Annotated in this window: 12 protein-coding genes; 6 read left to right on the top strand and 6 right to left on the bottom strand. The window is 53.4% G+C overall.

Features of this window, described 5'->3' with window-relative positions; all coding sequences use genetic code 11:
• The 5 genes from QGT73_RS04460 to QGT73_RS04440 form a co-directional block, all read right to left on the bottom strand.
• The coding region (locus tag QGT73_RS04460) for a transposase (RefSeq protein WP_280121599.1) at positions 1-1,043 on the bottom strand (1,043 nt) is incomplete at its 3' end.
• Between the two features lie 385 nt (positions 1,044-1,428).
• The gene (locus QGT73_RS04455; protein ID WP_280121598.1) at positions 1,429-1,599 is read right to left on the bottom strand and encodes a hypothetical protein; all 171 of its coding nucleotides are present in this window, start codon (positions 1,597-1,599) and stop codon (positions 1,429-1,431) included.
• 254 nt (positions 1,600-1,853) lie between these two features.
• Positions 1,854-2,699: a hypothetical protein gene (locus tag QGT73_RS04450; protein WP_280121597.1), complete on the bottom strand. Its 846-nt coding sequence runs from the start codon at positions 2,697-2,699 to the stop codon at positions 1,854-1,856.
• A gap of 107 nt (positions 2,700-2,806) precedes the next feature.
• Positions 2,807-3,550, bottom strand: a complete 744-nt coding sequence (locus tag QGT73_RS04445) for a nucleotidyltransferase family protein (protein ID WP_280121596.1) — start codon at positions 3,548-3,550, stop codon at positions 2,807-2,809.
• On the bottom strand, positions 3,547-4,938 hold the full coding sequence (locus QGT73_RS04440; protein WP_280121595.1) for a RapZ C-terminal domain-containing protein: 1,392 nt from the start codon (positions 4,936-4,938) through the stop codon (positions 3,547-3,549). Before QGT73_RS04440 ends, QGT73_RS04445 begins: the two co-directional genes overlap by 4 nt.
• 140 nt (positions 4,939-5,078) lie before the next feature.
• On the opposite strand from QGT73_RS04440, the gene QGT73_RS04435 reads away from it, so the two are divergent.
• Together QGT73_RS04435 and radA are read left to right on the top strand one after the other, a co-directional pair.
• Entirely contained in the window at positions 5,079-5,837 is a 759-nt protein-coding gene (locus QGT73_RS04435; RefSeq protein ID WP_280121594.1) for an RNA methyltransferase, read from the top strand.
• A gap of 9 nt (positions 5,838-5,846) precedes the next feature.
• A complete protein-coding gene (radA, locus tag QGT73_RS04430; RefSeq protein ID WP_123616283.1) occupies positions 5,847-7,220 on the top strand; it encodes a DNA repair protein RadA in 1,374 nt (457 codons plus the stop codon).
• A gap of 147 nt (positions 7,221-7,367) precedes the next feature.
• On the opposite strand, the gene QGT73_RS04425 is transcribed toward radA, so the two are convergent.
• The gene (locus QGT73_RS04425) at positions 7,368-7,919 is read right to left on the bottom strand and encodes a sigma-70 family RNA polymerase sigma factor (RefSeq protein WP_280121593.1); all 552 of its coding nucleotides are present in this window, start codon (positions 7,917-7,919) and stop codon (positions 7,368-7,370) included.
• A gap of 178 nt (positions 7,920-8,097) precedes the next feature.
• On the opposite strand from QGT73_RS04425, the gene QGT73_RS04420 reads away from it, so the two are divergent.
• From QGT73_RS04420 to QGT73_RS04405, 4 genes are read left to right on the top strand one after another with little or no spacing between them, the layout of a single operon-like run.
• Positions 8,098-9,270 carry a FecR family protein gene (locus QGT73_RS04420; RefSeq protein ID WP_280121592.1) on the top strand — a complete coding sequence of 391 codons (1,173 nt, stop codon included), beginning with the start codon at positions 8,098-8,100 and terminating at the stop codon, positions 9,268-9,270.
• A gap of 36 nt (positions 9,271-9,306) precedes the next feature.
• Positions 9,307-12,561: a SusC/RagA family TonB-linked outer membrane protein gene (locus QGT73_RS04415; protein ID WP_280121591.1), complete on the top strand. Its 3,255-nt coding sequence runs from the start codon at positions 9,307-9,309 to the stop codon at positions 12,559-12,561.
• Between the two features lie 23 nt (positions 12,562-12,584).
• Positions 12,585-14,072, top strand: coding sequence for a RagB/SusD family nutrient uptake outer membrane protein (locus QGT73_RS04410; RefSeq protein ID WP_280121590.1), 1,488 nt, complete (start codon positions 12,585-12,587; stop codon positions 14,070-14,072).
• 12 nt (positions 14,073-14,084) lie between these two features.
• Positions 14,085-15,239, top strand: a complete 1,155-nt coding sequence (locus tag QGT73_RS04405) for a thioredoxin family protein (RefSeq protein ID WP_280121589.1) — start codon at positions 14,085-14,087, stop codon at positions 15,237-15,239.
• Positions 15,240-15,323 lie beyond the last annotated feature (84 nt).

Genomic DNA, 15,323 nt, shown 5'->3' with positions numbered 1-15,323 from the left:
TTTGGATATTTGACTATAGCCTCAATCTGTCTTTGCTCCAGCCCGACATATACTTCCTCACATCCGTATCCGGCATCTTCGACAACACCTGACGGCTTGACTCCGTTTTCTTCCACACAGGTGTCGACAAAATCCATGTTGATAGACTTGTCATCCGCTGAGTCGTATGCGCCATAGTTTGTGACATACTGGTTTTGTGTAGCAATCTGCACATTGTAGTTGGGTGTCGCCATTCCTTCGTATCCGTCTTCCTTGGCGTGCATGATGCCGCATTCAGGATCTGTAGGCGCGACTCCGCATCTGTCGGCACATTGCTCCAATGTCTTGTCATGAGCGTCTTTGCGGTCGCATGCCTTGCGGATAGCTGTAATCTTGCCACGGACGTTCTTAAGTCCCTCTTTTTTCGCTTTCTCTTCAATGCGGTCTGCTATTTCGCGGGCTTCTTCTTTTGTATATCTGACATGGCCGGGGCTGTTGTCTTCGGCATTGTCTCCGTTCTCAACCTGTTCAAGCAAGGCTTTGACTCCTTCCTGTATGTCTGCATCTGCCGATGCCGCGAACTTCTCGGCGTTGCTGCGCCATTTTATACGCCAGCGTGCTGAGCGTGAACGTATTGTTGAGCCGTCTATGAACAGGTCTTTGGCCAGTTCTATTTCTCCTCGCTCTACCAATATCAACACCAGACGCGAGAATATAACCTTAATATATGGCATGCACCGTGTCTTGAAACGGCTGATTGTCGTATGGTCAGGAAACTGATATGATGAAAGCCATATAAGATGCGCATCACGCTGCATGGCCGCCTCAAGTGCTCGTGTGGAATATATGTTGTTCATGTAGCCGAAGAGCACAACCTTAAGCAGCATTGCCGGGTGATATGGTGGCTGACCGTCGGAGGCTTTTGAATAACTGTCATGAATCTCTTTCAGATCCATCAGGTCGACTATATCCGAAATCAGCCTTGCAGGAGCATCCGCAGGGATAAAATCACCCAAATTGGGCGGAAAGAGCAGATTATCGTTGGGTATGTAAGACTTATACATTAACTTTGTATTCAATAGTTTTGAATACCATAAAGTTACAAAACTTTATGGACATAAAAAAGCCTCAGCTTGTGAAAGTTGAGGCTTTTGCTATTTTTTTTGAGAAATAGTTCTACAACAACCTCCGTCGGATAAATCTTATAACGATTGGACTCATACTCTCTGTCCTGATTATATCTTATATCACTAAGAAGTTCTAATAACGATTCAGAATCCTCCATATTTTTTGGAGATATAGAGTCTACATGGACTGATGAAATAGAATCCGTTTGAGAGAATATGCAAAAGGGAATAAATAGGAGAATAATTGAAAAAAAGTATTTCATTGCAGTTATTTTAAATATTATAACTAAAAACCGCCCCACATAGAAAAGCCATTAGGTCCTTAGAATCCTTCAGATTCATCAATTGAAAGATTGACCCCTTTGCTCTTTACATCACTTACGATTTTTGAAAAAGCGTCTTTGTCGTTTTCATACATATACCTGAAGTATGATGATAACTTATTGTAATCTTCAAAACCATAAGCATCTAAAATAATGTCGAGGGATTCCATCCCATTCCCGTTCTCAAATGAGCCATCTTCATGTTGGACTTCATAGTCAACATTGAAAAAAGTTCTCCATCTCCATTTAAGTCTTGTAGATAGATAAAAACTTCCTTAGTTAATTCTTCTGATTCCTCGGTATAGATCACAACTGTTGTGTCATGTTCAAGTGTTTCTTTTTTCATTGCAATATTTCAGTTTAATAAAAAATGGGAGCTTGCGATTAAAATCTTCCTGTCAAGACATCAGGTTTAATTTACGACCTAATTTACTTCATCATCTTCTATCTTGGCGTTTCGGTGATAACCATGTCGGACGAAAGAGTCAACGAAGATAAGTTCTTTGTACCATTCGCCAAGCTCATTCTTCTTGTTCTGCATACGGAAGAAACCACGTACATAGATGTCGTTTTCGTTGATGATTTTACGAAACCATTTGGAATCCATAACAATGACCTCTTGACCTGTCTGATTGAGGACTTTCTTTTTTTCGATATATTCAAGCGGCGTTCCCTCAATGGCAGTGAACTTGCCGCGTGGGATGACGATTGTTTCCACTTTTATGTATCGTTTGACGGCAACATAGGTAGCGACAAATCCAGCAATAAAAGCTAATTTTCGCTGCCGCTCTTGTAAAGACCCTGAAAACAATAAATTATCAGATAACAGTGTATTTGTAATCCCAACACCGATATTCTCGCCATCGCAGACATTGCATGTATAGAAGTTGAAAACACTCTTTCCGTATAGTTCGGTAAAATGCCAAATATGCAACTGATTACCACCAAAGCTGTATACAATTGTGACATTGCCACGACAAAGTAAAATTCCACACTCTTCTCTTTTGCAAAAATCCTCAAACAATTGTGGCATTATATTGTCGAAAGACCGATGGCTCTTATACATGACCTCCCCAAAAGAAGGCATGAGAAGTTCCGGCAATCCCCATTCGGGAGTTTGCTTACGGATTTTATCTAACTCGATAAAACTGTGCAAAAGGATGGATTGATTTATTGGATTCGACACAGGCGCAATCACCAAATTCTCCGGTGCTTGCTTCAAGTCAGGATGTAGCAACCATGTGATTATGGAACGTTCCTTTATTAGCATAAACTTAAATTGGTGATATTTGTATGCGCTACGCGTTTATGTTACAAAATTAAGCAAATATTCTGGAATAAATTGCTTTAACTCCATACCTATGTCTAAAGGCATCCTCAATCTCTACTTTTTGCCATCTCTCTTGCCCTGGCGAGTGAGGCCGGACGTCCTATGTCAATCCACGTGTAGCTGCCTGACGGGGTATAGGCCCTGATGTCGAGTTCCCGGCAAGCATGTATATAAAAAGGTGTGATTGAAAATTTTCCCTCCGGCATATATTCAGCCATGCTGTCTATGACGTAAGGATTGATTATATGCACTCCACCAAACGCCATCTGACGGCTTCCGTCAGTCACTTCTGCGGGAAAAGGCGAACGGGTCTCGCCGGTCGACACATTGCGCCACCCGGTCATGCGTCCCGAAGCGTCAAACAACAGATAGCGCGAAGTCTCGCGGCTGTCGGCAAGCAGTGTGACGTCAGCCCCTGATGCACAATGACGCTCCATCATCTCCCGAAGGGGAAAATCAGTAAATATATCAGCATTATACAGCACCACAGGCCCGTCGCCGCGCAGCATCGTGGCAGCCTTGACCACTCCGCCTCCCGTGTCAAGCAGACACGATGACTCGTCACTCACTCTTATGTCCACACCGAAATCGTGCGAGGCAATGTAATCCTTGATCATACAGGCGTGGTGGTGCACATTGACCGTAATTTCCGACACACCTGCATCGTGCAACCGCTCGATGGCCCGCTGCAACATAGGTTTGCCGCCTACCTCAATCAGAGCCTTGGGACAAGTGTCGGTCAGCGGAGCGAGACGTGTGCCGAGTCCGGCGGCAAATATCATTGCTTTCATAACACCTCGCTTATATTTTGTTCGCGATGCCACAACACCACCCTCACCTGAGGATAGCGCGCCTTGATATGCTCAGCCGTATGCTGGGCCGAATACACGCTGCGGTGCTGTCCGCCGGTGCATCCATAGCTTACCATCAGTGACGAGAACCCGCGGCTCAGATAATTGTCTACAGCCCTGTCGACGAGACTGTAACACGACTCAAGAAACTCGCCTATCTCACCTCGCTCCTCAAGAAAATCTATCACTTCCCTGTCAAGCCCGGTGAGACGCTTGTATTGTTCATAACGGCCGGGGTTGTCCATGGCACGGCAGTCAAACACATATCCGCCACCGTTGCCCGAAGGGTCATCCGGTATACCTTTTTTATAAGAAAAACTGCTCACCCTCACGGTCAGACCGTCATAAGGCCCGGCCTCGGCGGCCGTCACTTCGGTCTTTCCAACAAGCAGCGAGAGCACCTGCGCAAGATAGGGATAGTCACCGATGCCCTCGGCAAGAAGCACACGCAGATTGGCCAACGCCGGAGGTATGCTCTGCAAAAAATGCGGTTTGCGTTCAAAACGCCCCCTCAACCCATAGGCACCGAGCACCTGCAGCGTGCGTATAAGAGCCATCTCCCTCACCTGCTCTCTGAGCAGCCTGGCGTCCACCGGCCCGTAACGTCGGACCTCGTCGATATATACGTCGGTCAGCCGTTCGCGCAGTTCTGCCGGATATGCGGCCTTGGCCTGCCATAGAAACGATGCAAGGTCATAGGCAGCCGGCCCGCGCCGTCCGCCCTGGTAGTCTATCAGATAGGTCTCGCCATCCTTGACCATAACGTTGCGCGACTGAAAATCACGCATCATGAAACAACCGTGCTCCACACTCAGGCGTTCCACATCGGCGGCCAGCCTTACGAAATCCTCCTCCAGACGGGGTTCGCTGTAAGCTATGCCCGAAGTATTGAGAAACGAATATTTAAAATAATTGAGGTCCCACATCACGGCCCGGCTGTCAAACGTCCCGACAGGAAAACAGCGCGAATAATCCAGACCCACCGAGCCTACGCAATGCAGACGGGCCAGCACACGCATGGCTTTTTCGAGCAACGTGACTTTATCTCTTAGCGAAAACAGCGACACATCGCCAAGATCGCTCACCAGATAAGCCATGGCATCATCGCTCACGGCAAGTATCTCCGGGACAGGCAATCCGCACTCGCCGAAATGACGTGACAGATATATAAAAGCCTCGTTCTCGGCACGGTCGACACCCTCGACACCCACCACGCTGACAGGGCCTGACAGACGGTAATAACGGCGGTTTGATCCCGCGGGAGTGAGCGGTGTCACCGACTCAGGCTCTACGCCCGTGTATTTCCTGTAAAGTTCTTTCAATATCATGATACAAAAATAACGAGAAAAGATGACAAATCCTACAGCCTGGCAATCTGTACTGCGGTTTCATAGGCCTGAGATTTTACCAAGTTATATGTATAATGGCAAATGTACGAAAATTCTATGATTTTTCTTATCTTTGCAATGTGGAAACAGTCACTAACAACATATGCAAATCGGTGGCATCGCTCGATGAGCGCAAACACCGCCGCCGTGAAGGAGCCTTCAAGGCCGAGGGTTCCAAATGTGTGCTCGACACACTCGGCCATTTCTCACTGCGCGCCATCTATGCCATACAGGAATGGATGGACGAGCACCCTGACATTGCCCGCCTCCCCCAAGCCGTGACCGCCGGACGCGGTGACCTGCGCAAGATGTCTTCGCTCACCACTCCTGGACAGGTGATAGCCGTATATGACATACCCGAACGCACTTTCTCGCCGGCCGAGACTTCGGGCTCGCTCATGCTCGCCCTCGACACCATACAGGACCCCGGTAATCTCGGCACCATCATACGCGTGGCCGACTGGTATGGCATCACCGACATTCTTGCCTCGCGCGAGACGGCCGACTGCTTTGCACCCAAGGTAATACAGGCCACAATGGGGTCAATCTCACGTGTGGCCGTGCACTACTGCGACCTTCCGGCCACACTCTCCGCGTTGGACAACGTGAAAATCTACGGCACATTTCTTGACGGCGACGACATCGACACCGTGACACTCTCGCCCCAAGGCATCATCGTGATAGGCAACGAGGGCAACGGCATCTCCGACCCCGTAGCCTCACTCGTCACCGACCGCATCACCCTACCCTCATGGCCGGCCGGACGTCCCACAGGCGAATCACTCAACGCCGCCATAGCCACAGCCATCACAGTCTCTAAATTCCGTGCAGGAAGATAAACGCACCATATGAAAGCCATCAAGACCGTATGGTTCTGCAACAGTTGCGGAGCCGAATCACCCAAATGGGTCGGACGCTGTCCGGCATGCGGAGAATGGAACACCATGGTCGAGGAAAAGGTGCGCCCCGCCTCCAAGAGCCGCATCCTCATCTCCCCGGGGAGCAACCACCACATTTCGGCACCCGTAGCGGTCTCGGCCATCGAGACGGCCGACGAGCCACGTATCAAGATGCCGTCAGAGGAACTCAACCGTGTGCTCGGAGGTGGGCTCGTGCCCGGAAGCATCATACTCATCGGCGGCGAGCCGGGCATAGGCAAGTCGACACTCGTGCTGCAAAACATTCTCTCCATCAAATCGCGCACCATACTCTATGTGTCGGGCGAGGAGAGCGCGCGCCAGATCAAGATGCGCGCCGACCGTATAGGCCGGCCGAGCGATAACGTGTTTATCGTCTGCGAGACATCGCTCCAGAACATCGAGGAACACATCGAGAAGATACAGCCCGGACTCCTGATAGTCGACTCCATACAGACCATCGCCTCCGACGAGCTCGAGTCGGTGGCCGGCAGCGTCTCACAGGTGCGCGAGTGCGCCTCGCGTCTGCTCAAATATGCCAAAGAGTCGTCGGTCCCCGTAATGCTCATCGGCCATATCACCAAAGACGGCAATCTGGCCGGCCCCAAGGTGCTCGAACACATAGTCGACGCCGTGCTCCACTTCGAGGGTGACGGTCAGCACATCTACAGATTGCTGCGTGCCATAAAAAACCGCTTCGGCTCCACCTCCGAGCTCGGCATCTACGAGATGTGTCAGCGCGGACTGCGCGAGGTCAGAAACCCATCCGAAATGCTCCTCTCCACCCACACCGACGAAGACCTCTCGGGCGTAGCCATCGGAGTGACCATGGAGGGCATACGCTCGTTTCTCATCGAAGTCCAGGCTCTCGTCTCGACAGCAGCCTACGGCACTCCGCAGCGATCGGTCAACGGTTTCGACTCCAAACGTATGAACATGCTCCTGGCCGTGCTCGAGAAGCGCGCAGGATTCAAACTCGCGGCCAAAGACGTGTTTCTCAACATCGCGGGCGGACTCAAAGTCAACGACCCTGCCATCGACCTTGCCGTAATCAGCGCGATACTCTCGAGCAACATCGACATGCCCATCCCCCACTCCACCTGCATCACGGGCGAAGTCGGGCTCTCGGGCGAGATACGTCCGGTAGGCCGCATAGAGCAACGCATACGCGAAGCAGAAAAACTCGGCATGGACACCATCCTCATTCCCCGCGGCAACCTCAAGGGCATCGACACCTCATCGTTTGGCATCCGCATCATAGAAATAGCCAAAGTCGAGGAAGCCCTCCGCACACTCTTTGCCTGACACCGGGCCAAAAGAAGAAGATACAAAAGGACAAAAGATTCAGAAGAAACAAAAGTTTTTTTGCCATAAAACTGGGCTATCTAAAAATTTTTGTTTCTTCTGAATCTTTTGTCCTTATGTATCTCCACGCGCCACGGGCAGTATCATCTACCCGGCTACGCTGTCGGCAAACACCGAACCGGCCGCGACTATGACCATCACATAATGCTCGTCGATGTTGCCGCCGAGACGCTCGCGCAACATGTCGAGGAGCTTGGCCTTACGCTTTTTCACCGTAATCTCCGCAACATTGAGCATCGAGGCCACCTCGACATTTCTGAGGCCCTGTTCAAAACTGAGTTCAAAGACACTCCTGTATTTCTCAGGCAGCGACCTGACCACCGAAAACAGTGCCACATACACCTCCTGTTCTATCATCGCGAGCGACACATCCTCGGCCTCATCCTCCGAGAGCATTCCGTGCTCCACATACCGGCGGCCAAGGTCCTCCTTGCGGAGCATCATCAGGGCATTGTTGCGCACAGCCGTCAGCAGCCATGCGCGCCACTTGTTAATGTCAGAGAGTTCGTCGCGTCGCACATAGGTATTCATCACCGCCTCCTGCACACTATCCTCCGCCATATATGACAGTTTCGGCCCAAGTATGCGTGAGGCATAGCTGAGCAGTCGCGGATAGATCACCGAATAAAAAGGTGTCATCCTCCCGGCCAAAAAAGATGTGAATATGTGCTGATAATCCGCCACGTTGTGTAATGTTGCGGATGCAAAGTTAAGGTTTTTGAGCTATTTTTTCGTAAAAAGTATATTTTTCTTCAAAAAAATGTATACTTTTTGAATCCTTACGCATGTATATACCGACATCACACCTCTAACCGCAATGGATAGGATCAGCTTACTCATATTAAAGAAAATCACGTCATCGCTGTCGACCGACGAGGCCATGGAGATTGAGACCTGGATAGGAAACAATCCTGCAAGGCGCAACCTCGTCGACCGTCTCACCGACCCGTCGGCTCTCGACGAAGAGTATGCCGGCGAGCTACGCATACGCCACGAGCGGCCTGCACGCGACATGGCTCTGCGCATACACCACATGCATCGTCAGCATACACGCCGCCGTGTGCTCAGAACGGCAGCAGCCTTCGCTGCGACAACGGTGATCGGAGCGGCCGCATGGCTCTACATTACCGGCGGCTCCGACAGCTCAGGCAGCGCGACACCGCCCCTGGCCGGAGCCATACTGTCGATCGACGACATAGCTCCCGGCAAGACCGGAGCAGTCTATAAGACAGCCAACGGCGATGCCGTTGCACTCGGCGCGTCCGACACAGCCATCATGGCCAACCGACTCCCCATAAGACACCCCGACCGATGCGATGCCAACCGGCCGGCCGACAACCTGTGTCTTGAAGTGGCCCGCGGACACGAATTTAAAATCATGCTCGAAGACTCCACCGTGGTGTGGCTCAACTCCGAGTCGACGCTCAGCTATCCCGAAGTGTTCAGCGCGTCCGAGCGTCGTGTACACGTGACCGGCGAAGCCTATTTTGCCGTCAAGCCCGACGCCTCGCGCCCCTTCTATGTCGAGACCGACGAGCAGGTGGTGAGAGTCTACGGCACGGCTTTCAACGTCAGGACCTATGCCGACGACCCATGCGTATGCACCACCCTCGAGCACGGCTCCATTTCCATCTCGCTCGCCGAGACACCGTCGGGCGAAGTGCGCCTCTCACCCGGCCATCAGGCCAGGCTAAACCGTCAGGACAGCAAGCTTGACATGCTCGTGGTAAACCCTCAGGTCATCACCAGCTGGCGCAACGGACGCTTTGTGTTTCAAAACCAGCCTCTCTCCGTAATCATGCGCGACCTCGCCCGATGGTATGACTTTGAATACGAGTTTGACGACCCCGACCTTCAGGACATAATATTCATGGGCAGCATACCGCGTTACAGCGACTTCTCTGTAGCCAAACGCATCCTCGAGCGCAGCGGCGGCATCGAACTCAAGGCCTCGGGCAGCAAAATTATAATCACCACGTGCAGTAAATAAACCAAAACCAATTATTCATCATATTATTATCACGTCATGAGAAAAAGTTTTTTGATTTTCATTGTGTCGGCCCTGCTGCTAATCCCGTTGGGCGGCTATGCAAGGAGCTTCAATGTAACGTTTCGCAACGATAACGTCGAGGCCGCGCTCAACATTCTCCAGAAAGAGACCGGCTATGACTTCGTGTATCGCAAAGACCTTATCAACGGCATCTCGACGCCCGTCTCGGGCAGCTACCGCAACGTCGACCTCGACTATCTGCTGCAACATGTCGTGACCGCACAGATGGGCCTCGGCTACGAGGTAATCGACAAGACGGTCATACTGCGCAAAGGCGAACCCGCCTCATCGGAAAAGACAACCGTCTCAGGCACCGTCACCGACGAGCACGGCGACCCCGTGATAGGCGCGAGTGTCATCATGAGCGGCTCCACCAAGGGCGTGGCCACCGACATGGACGGACGTTTTACGCTCAATGATGTCCCGGCCAACGGTTCGTTCAACATATCATATATCGGCTACAAGCCTGTGACCGTCCACGTCAACGGACGCTCATCCTTCAGCCTCTCGCTCGTGCCCGACCAGCAGAAACTCGACGAGGTGGTAGTGGTGGGCTACGGCACAACCAACATCAAAGACCTCACCGGCTCGGTATCGTCAATCGGCGAGCGCACACTGAGCCAGCTCAACGTGCCCAACGCCTCGCAGATGCTGCAAAACCTCGCCGCCGGCGTGCAGGTGTCATCAGGCACAGGCGTCCCCGGCGAGACTGTCAGAGTGCGTGTGCGCGGTGCCACATCGCTCACAGGCAGCAACGAGCCGCTGTTTGTAATCGACGGCATACCCGTCACCGACTCGAGCGCGCTCAACGACATTCCTCCCAGCGACATCAAGTCGATGGACGTGCTCAAGGACGCATCGGCAGCCGCCATCTACGGCTCCCGCGCAGCCAACGGTGTTGTACTCGTGACCACCAAGCGCGGTGAAATCGACCAGAAAGCCACCGTATCGTTCTCCTACAATGTCACAACCGACAAGCAGATCAACAACTTCCGCATACTCTACGGCAACGAATGGCGCGAGACCATCAGACGCTTTGCCCGCGAGACTCTGGCCATCGACCCCTCCAACTCAGCCGCCAACAGTATTCTGGCCGAAGGCTCGACCGACCTGGGCTCGGCCAACACCAACTGGTTTGACCTCGTGAAGCAGACCGCTATACGCCACAACGCCACAATGAGCGTGTCGGGCGGCGGCAAAAGCTCCAAATATCTTATGTCGCTCTCGCTCATGGATCAGAAAGGCATGGTGATAGGCGACCGCCTCAAACGCTACAGTGCGCGCATCTCGGCCGAGGCTTCGGTGCTCCCCATACTGCGTTTCGGCATGAACGCCAACATGACCTACAACGACAGCCACAGTGCCAACACCTCGCTCTTTACCGCCCAGGGGGTGCGTCCCGACCTCTCGCCCTACTATGAGGACGGCTCCTATGACCTCTCCAACTCCAACAATCCCGTGGCGGCTCTCGAGAAGAAAAACGCCAACGAGAACTCGACCATAATGGGTACAGTCTACGGCGAGCTCGACATCATCAAGGGACTCCGATTCCGCACAAGCCTCTCGGGCACATACGGCCACACCGACTCCGAGACCTTCACCCCCTCGGTGCTGAGCACCCGCAAGGAAAACTATGGATCGGAAGGCCACTCGCGCCGCAGCAAGACCGTGTGGGACAACACGCTCAACTACAACAATAAGTTCAACGACATCCATTCGATCGACGCCATGGTGGGTGTGTCGTGGGAACGCTACATCTCCAAGACCCAGAGCCTCAGCGGACAGACCTATCCCGACGATGAGATATTCACCAACATAGGCAGCGCGGCCACCCTATCCAACTGGAGCAGCGGCTACTCGTCGACAGGCCTCTTCTCGTCATTCGCTCGCGCCAACTACCGATTGTTTGACCGCTATCTCTTCACATTCACATGCCGCTATGACGGCTCGTCGATGTTCGGAGCCAACAACCGCTACGGCTTCTTCCCCTCGGGAGCCATAGCCTGGCGCATCAACAATGAGCGATTCATGCGCGACCTCACATTTATCGACGACCTCAAGCTCCGTGCGAGCGCGGGTGTGACAGGCGTGCAGAACTTCGGCTCCTACACCAACCGCGACCTCTACTCGTCGGGCAGCTACAACGACGGCAGCACCATCTACCACTCACGTGTGGGCAATCACGATATACGCTGGGAGAAGTCGACACAGTATGACCTCGGTCTTGACTTCTCATTCCTCAACAGCCGTATACGCGGTTCGCTCTCGGGCTATTGGAAAGTCACCAACGACCTCATATGGTCATTCTCATTCCCGTCGAGCGCGACAAGCGGCACCATGTCACGCAACATCGGAGCCGTACGTAACGCCGGCGTGGAGCTTAACGTCACAGGCCGCGTCATCGACACCCGCGACTGGAATCTTGAACTGACACTCAACATGTCACACAACCGCAACAAGGTGACCCGTCTCGTCGAGGAGGGCCGCGCCCAGTCGGCGATGACCGAAGTGGTGCAAGGCTCGGGCAACCAGGTGCTTGTCGAGGGTTATCCCATGGGGGTTTTCTTCGGCTACAAATACAACGGCATCATCCAGTCCCAGGCCCGTGTCGACGAGCTCAACGCGTGCGCCCAGTCAATGGGCAACTCCTATTATGACAGCAACACGCTCAAGCCCGGACATCTCGAGATAGCCGACCTCAACGGCGACGGCATCATCAACTACTATGACCGCACCGTCATCGGCAGCCCAGAGCCCGACGTGTATGGAGGTCTCATCGCCAACCTCGGCTACAAGGACTTCACGCTCTTTTGCAACTTCGGCTATCAGATAGGCGGTAAAAAACTTTACACCAAGGCTCTCCAGAACCTTCCCGGCCAGCTCACAGGCCTCATCGACTATGGACTCAACGACCGCTGGACACCTCAGAATCCCGATGCCAAATATCCGGCCCTCTACATAGGCGACGGTGTGCCCAAGCTCACCGACCACCAGCTCTTTGACTCCTCGTTCTTCCGTCTGCAGGAAGTACGCCTGTCCTACAATCTACCCCTTGGCCGCGTGGCCCGCGGCAGCCTCTTTGTCTCGGCCACCAACCTCTTCACCATCACTTCCTATCCCGGCACCGACGCCGCCACCGTCAACCAGGCGAGCAACTATGGCGGCAACTACGAGACAAGCAACTATCCCGGTCTGCGTTCGTTCTCGGCCGGCGTGCAGATAACACTCTAACCGATAAATTTGTGTACAAAACGATGAAAAAGATATTATCATTAGCCCTCATATCGCTGTGCGTATCGTCGTGTGAGCTTACCGACGTTCTGGATCTTCCCCCGAAATATCAGGCCGACCTCGACGGAGCCATCACTACCCCGGCCGCAGTGGAGCTTGCCCTCAACGGTGTGTATCAGCAGATGCCCGGCTCTGTGGCCAACGTTGTGTATCCCACCGTCAGCGGCTCGTTCAAAGCCGGCACCATGACCCGCCCCGACGAAGTGACCGGCACACTCAACTGCGTGTATTACTCCGAGCGCACACTCCCGCTACTGAGCTTTGCCGACGCTACAGAGTGGAGTGCCGACTATGCCGTGATCAAGAACGCCAACTTTCTTGAAGTAGCCGTCAACCGAATGGCCGACTCGGATTTCTCCGGCAACCGACGCCGGGAGATACTCGGCGAACTGGCCTATTTCAAAGCCTTCGCCTACTTCCGTATTCTCTGCCGCTACTGCGAGTTCTGGGACGAGGACAGCGAGTATGGCGTGGTGTTTCGCAACGAAGCCCCCTCGGTCGAGAATGCGCCAATGGCACGAAGTTCGGTCAAGGCCTCATATGACTACATACTCTCGCAGCTTGACATCGCCGTAGCCAATACACCGCAGTATACCAACCTGTCAAAAGTCAACGTCAAGGCCGCCGGAGCCCTCCGCGCCAAGGTGCTCTTCTATGCCGGAAGATATGATGAGGCCATCCGGGCCGTCGACGATGTGGTCGACACCAACGCTCCCCTGGCTGAGACAAGCTATGGCGGCATCTTCGACAACTTCGGCTCCACTCCCGAGATTTATTTCGCAAGAGTGTTTGACAAGAACGACGCCGGCCGCTCGATGCGCACATCGGCCTTCGGCGACGGCTCCAAGACACAAGGCTACTGGGGCCCGTCAGTCAAGTTTATGGATTATGTAGGCGATGACCCGCGCACGACTGCCATATACCGCAACATACCAGAGCTGCTCGTCAACCGCAACACCCAGACTCTCTATGACTATCAGACATGCCGCAAGACCTGGAACCAGGCCGACAACATGCCCGTGATATTCAGCCGCGAGGCCGAGCTGTATCTCATCAAGGCCGAGTCGCTCTTCCGCACAGGAGCCGCCATCGCCGACTGCTATGCGCCCGTCGCCAAGATACGCTCACGTGCCGGCGCGACAGTGGAGGCTCCCGCCTCACGCGAAGAACTTGAGGATGCTATCTTCCGCGAGTGGATGATAGAGATGTCGTTTGAAAACTGGCACGAATGGTTTGCCATGATTCGCTTCGCCGGATATGAAAACCCCGATTTCAGCCGTCTGCTGGCCATGAATCGTCATCTGAAAGAAGCTCTCGACAAGGAGTATGAGAAGTCGCAGGCGAGCGGTGACACATATTACAAGCGCATCACTGACCGCCGCATCGACGCCATCCCGACTTCCGAGACAAGTGCCAATCATCTGTGCAAGCAAAATCCAGGTTACAACTAATCAGTCCGTCACATGAAAAGATTATTCACCATAATTCTCGCCCTCGGCTGTCTCGCCGCAATGTCAGCCAAAGAGCATGGCATAGAGTTTCGTCACGATCTGAAGTGGCAACAGGCACTCGAGGAGGCACGAAAGTCGGGCCGGCTGGTGTTTGTCGACTTCTACACCCAATGGTGCGGCCCCTGTTACAACATGGCCAAGACCGTCTTCACCCTTCCCGATGTTGCCTATTTCTACAACAACAACTTCATCAATCTCAAGATTGACTGCGAGGAGCCTGAGGAGGGCGTGGAACTCGCCCGCAAATATGGCGTACGCTCATTTCCCACTTATGGATTCATCGACCCTGCAACGGGCGAGATGGTCCACCGCAGCGGCAGCCGTCAGAGCCCCGAACGGTTCATACGCACAGGCCAGGATGCCCTCGACCCCGCGCTGCGCTCGTTCAGACTCGACTCGCTCTACGAGAGCGGCGACCGTTCGCGCAAACTTCTCGCCGACTACATCCGATATTACGCCTCGGTTTACAAGCAGGAGAAAGTCAGCAAAGCGTTTGACGAACTCATCGCTTCAGGGGCCCGGCTGTCTGACCCCGACGTGTGGCCGCTGTTTGATGAGCACATCAAGGGTGTCACCACCTATCTGACCGAAGTCTCCGACAATTATGCCTCATACTGCTCACTCGTGGGCAAAGAGGCTGTCGACAGCAAACTGAGCCGCGAGACACAGTATGGCGACCCGCAACGCATCGCATCGCTGTGTGACTTTGCCGGCAAGGACTTCAACCTCAGGATGATTGACATCAACCGGCAGCTACAGCAGAAAGATTATGAAAACGCGGCCGCCACAATCGATGCCATGATAGCCGACAGCTCGGTCGACCGCCAGACGCTCATCGACCGTCTGAAATTCATGGTCCGTCTCAGCTACAAATCCGACGAGATGCCCGACTTCTGGTTTGAGAAATGCGTCGGCTACCTTCGCTTTATCGCCTACAACAATCGTGAACGCGATGACGCGCAGGTGCACCAGCAGTATGCCGACGCCCTCGAACAGTTGATCACACGCCGTCAGTTTGCCGCCCCGACCGTCACCGCCGTGCCGACCGCCGGCAAGACAGTCTATGACATGAGGCCCGACGACCTCAAGCAGAAACCGCGCAAATAACCACGGCCCACCAGCCGCAATCACCCCCCTCGGGTACACATTAAGAACGATAGTCCCGGAAGAGACATCAGCTTTCAGTTATGG

Origin of the sequence: Duncaniella muricolitica, assembly GCF_910574735.1 — a bacterium.
GTDB classification, from domain to species: Bacteria; Bacteroidota; Bacteroidia; order Bacteroidales; family Muribaculaceae; genus Duncaniella; species Duncaniella muricolitica.
Note: the sequence above shows the minus strand (reverse complement) of the source record. Positions and strands in the feature narration are given on the sequence as shown.

Coding starts and splice junctions, on each gene's coding strand:
- QGT73_RS04455 (WP_280121598.1), bottom strand. CDS start 1,599: ATGGAATCCCTCGACATTATTTTAGATGCTTATGGTTTTGAAGATTAC.
- QGT73_RS04450 (WP_280121597.1), bottom strand. CDS start 2,699: ATGCTAATAAAGGAACGTTCCATAATCACATGGTTGCTACATCCTGAC.
- QGT73_RS04445 (WP_280121596.1), bottom strand. CDS start 3,550: ATGAAAGCAATGATATTTGCCGCCGGACTCGGCACACGTCTCGCTCCG.
- QGT73_RS04440 (WP_280121595.1), bottom strand. CDS start 4,938: ATGATATTGAAAGAACTTTACAGGAAATACACGGGCGTAGAGCCTGAG.
- radA (WP_123616283.1), top strand. CDS start 5,847: ATGAAAGCCATCAAGACCGTATGGTTCTGCAACAGTTGCGGAGCCGAA.
- QGT73_RS04425 (WP_280121593.1), bottom strand. CDS start 7,919: ATGACACCTTTTTATTCGGTGATCTATCCGCGACTGCTCAGCTATGCC.
- QGT73_RS04420 (WP_280121592.1), top strand. CDS start 8,098: ATGGATAGGATCAGCTTACTCATATTAAAGAAAATCACGTCATCGCTG.
- QGT73_RS04415 (WP_280121591.1), top strand. CDS start 9,307: ATGAGAAAAAGTTTTTTGATTTTCATTGTGTCGGCCCTGCTGCTAATC.
- QGT73_RS04410 (WP_280121590.1), top strand. CDS start 12,585: ATGAAAAAGATATTATCATTAGCCCTCATATCGCTGTGCGTATCGTCG.
- QGT73_RS04405 (WP_280121589.1), top strand. CDS start 14,085: ATGAAAAGATTATTCACCATAATTCTCGCCCTCGGCTGTCTCGCCGCA.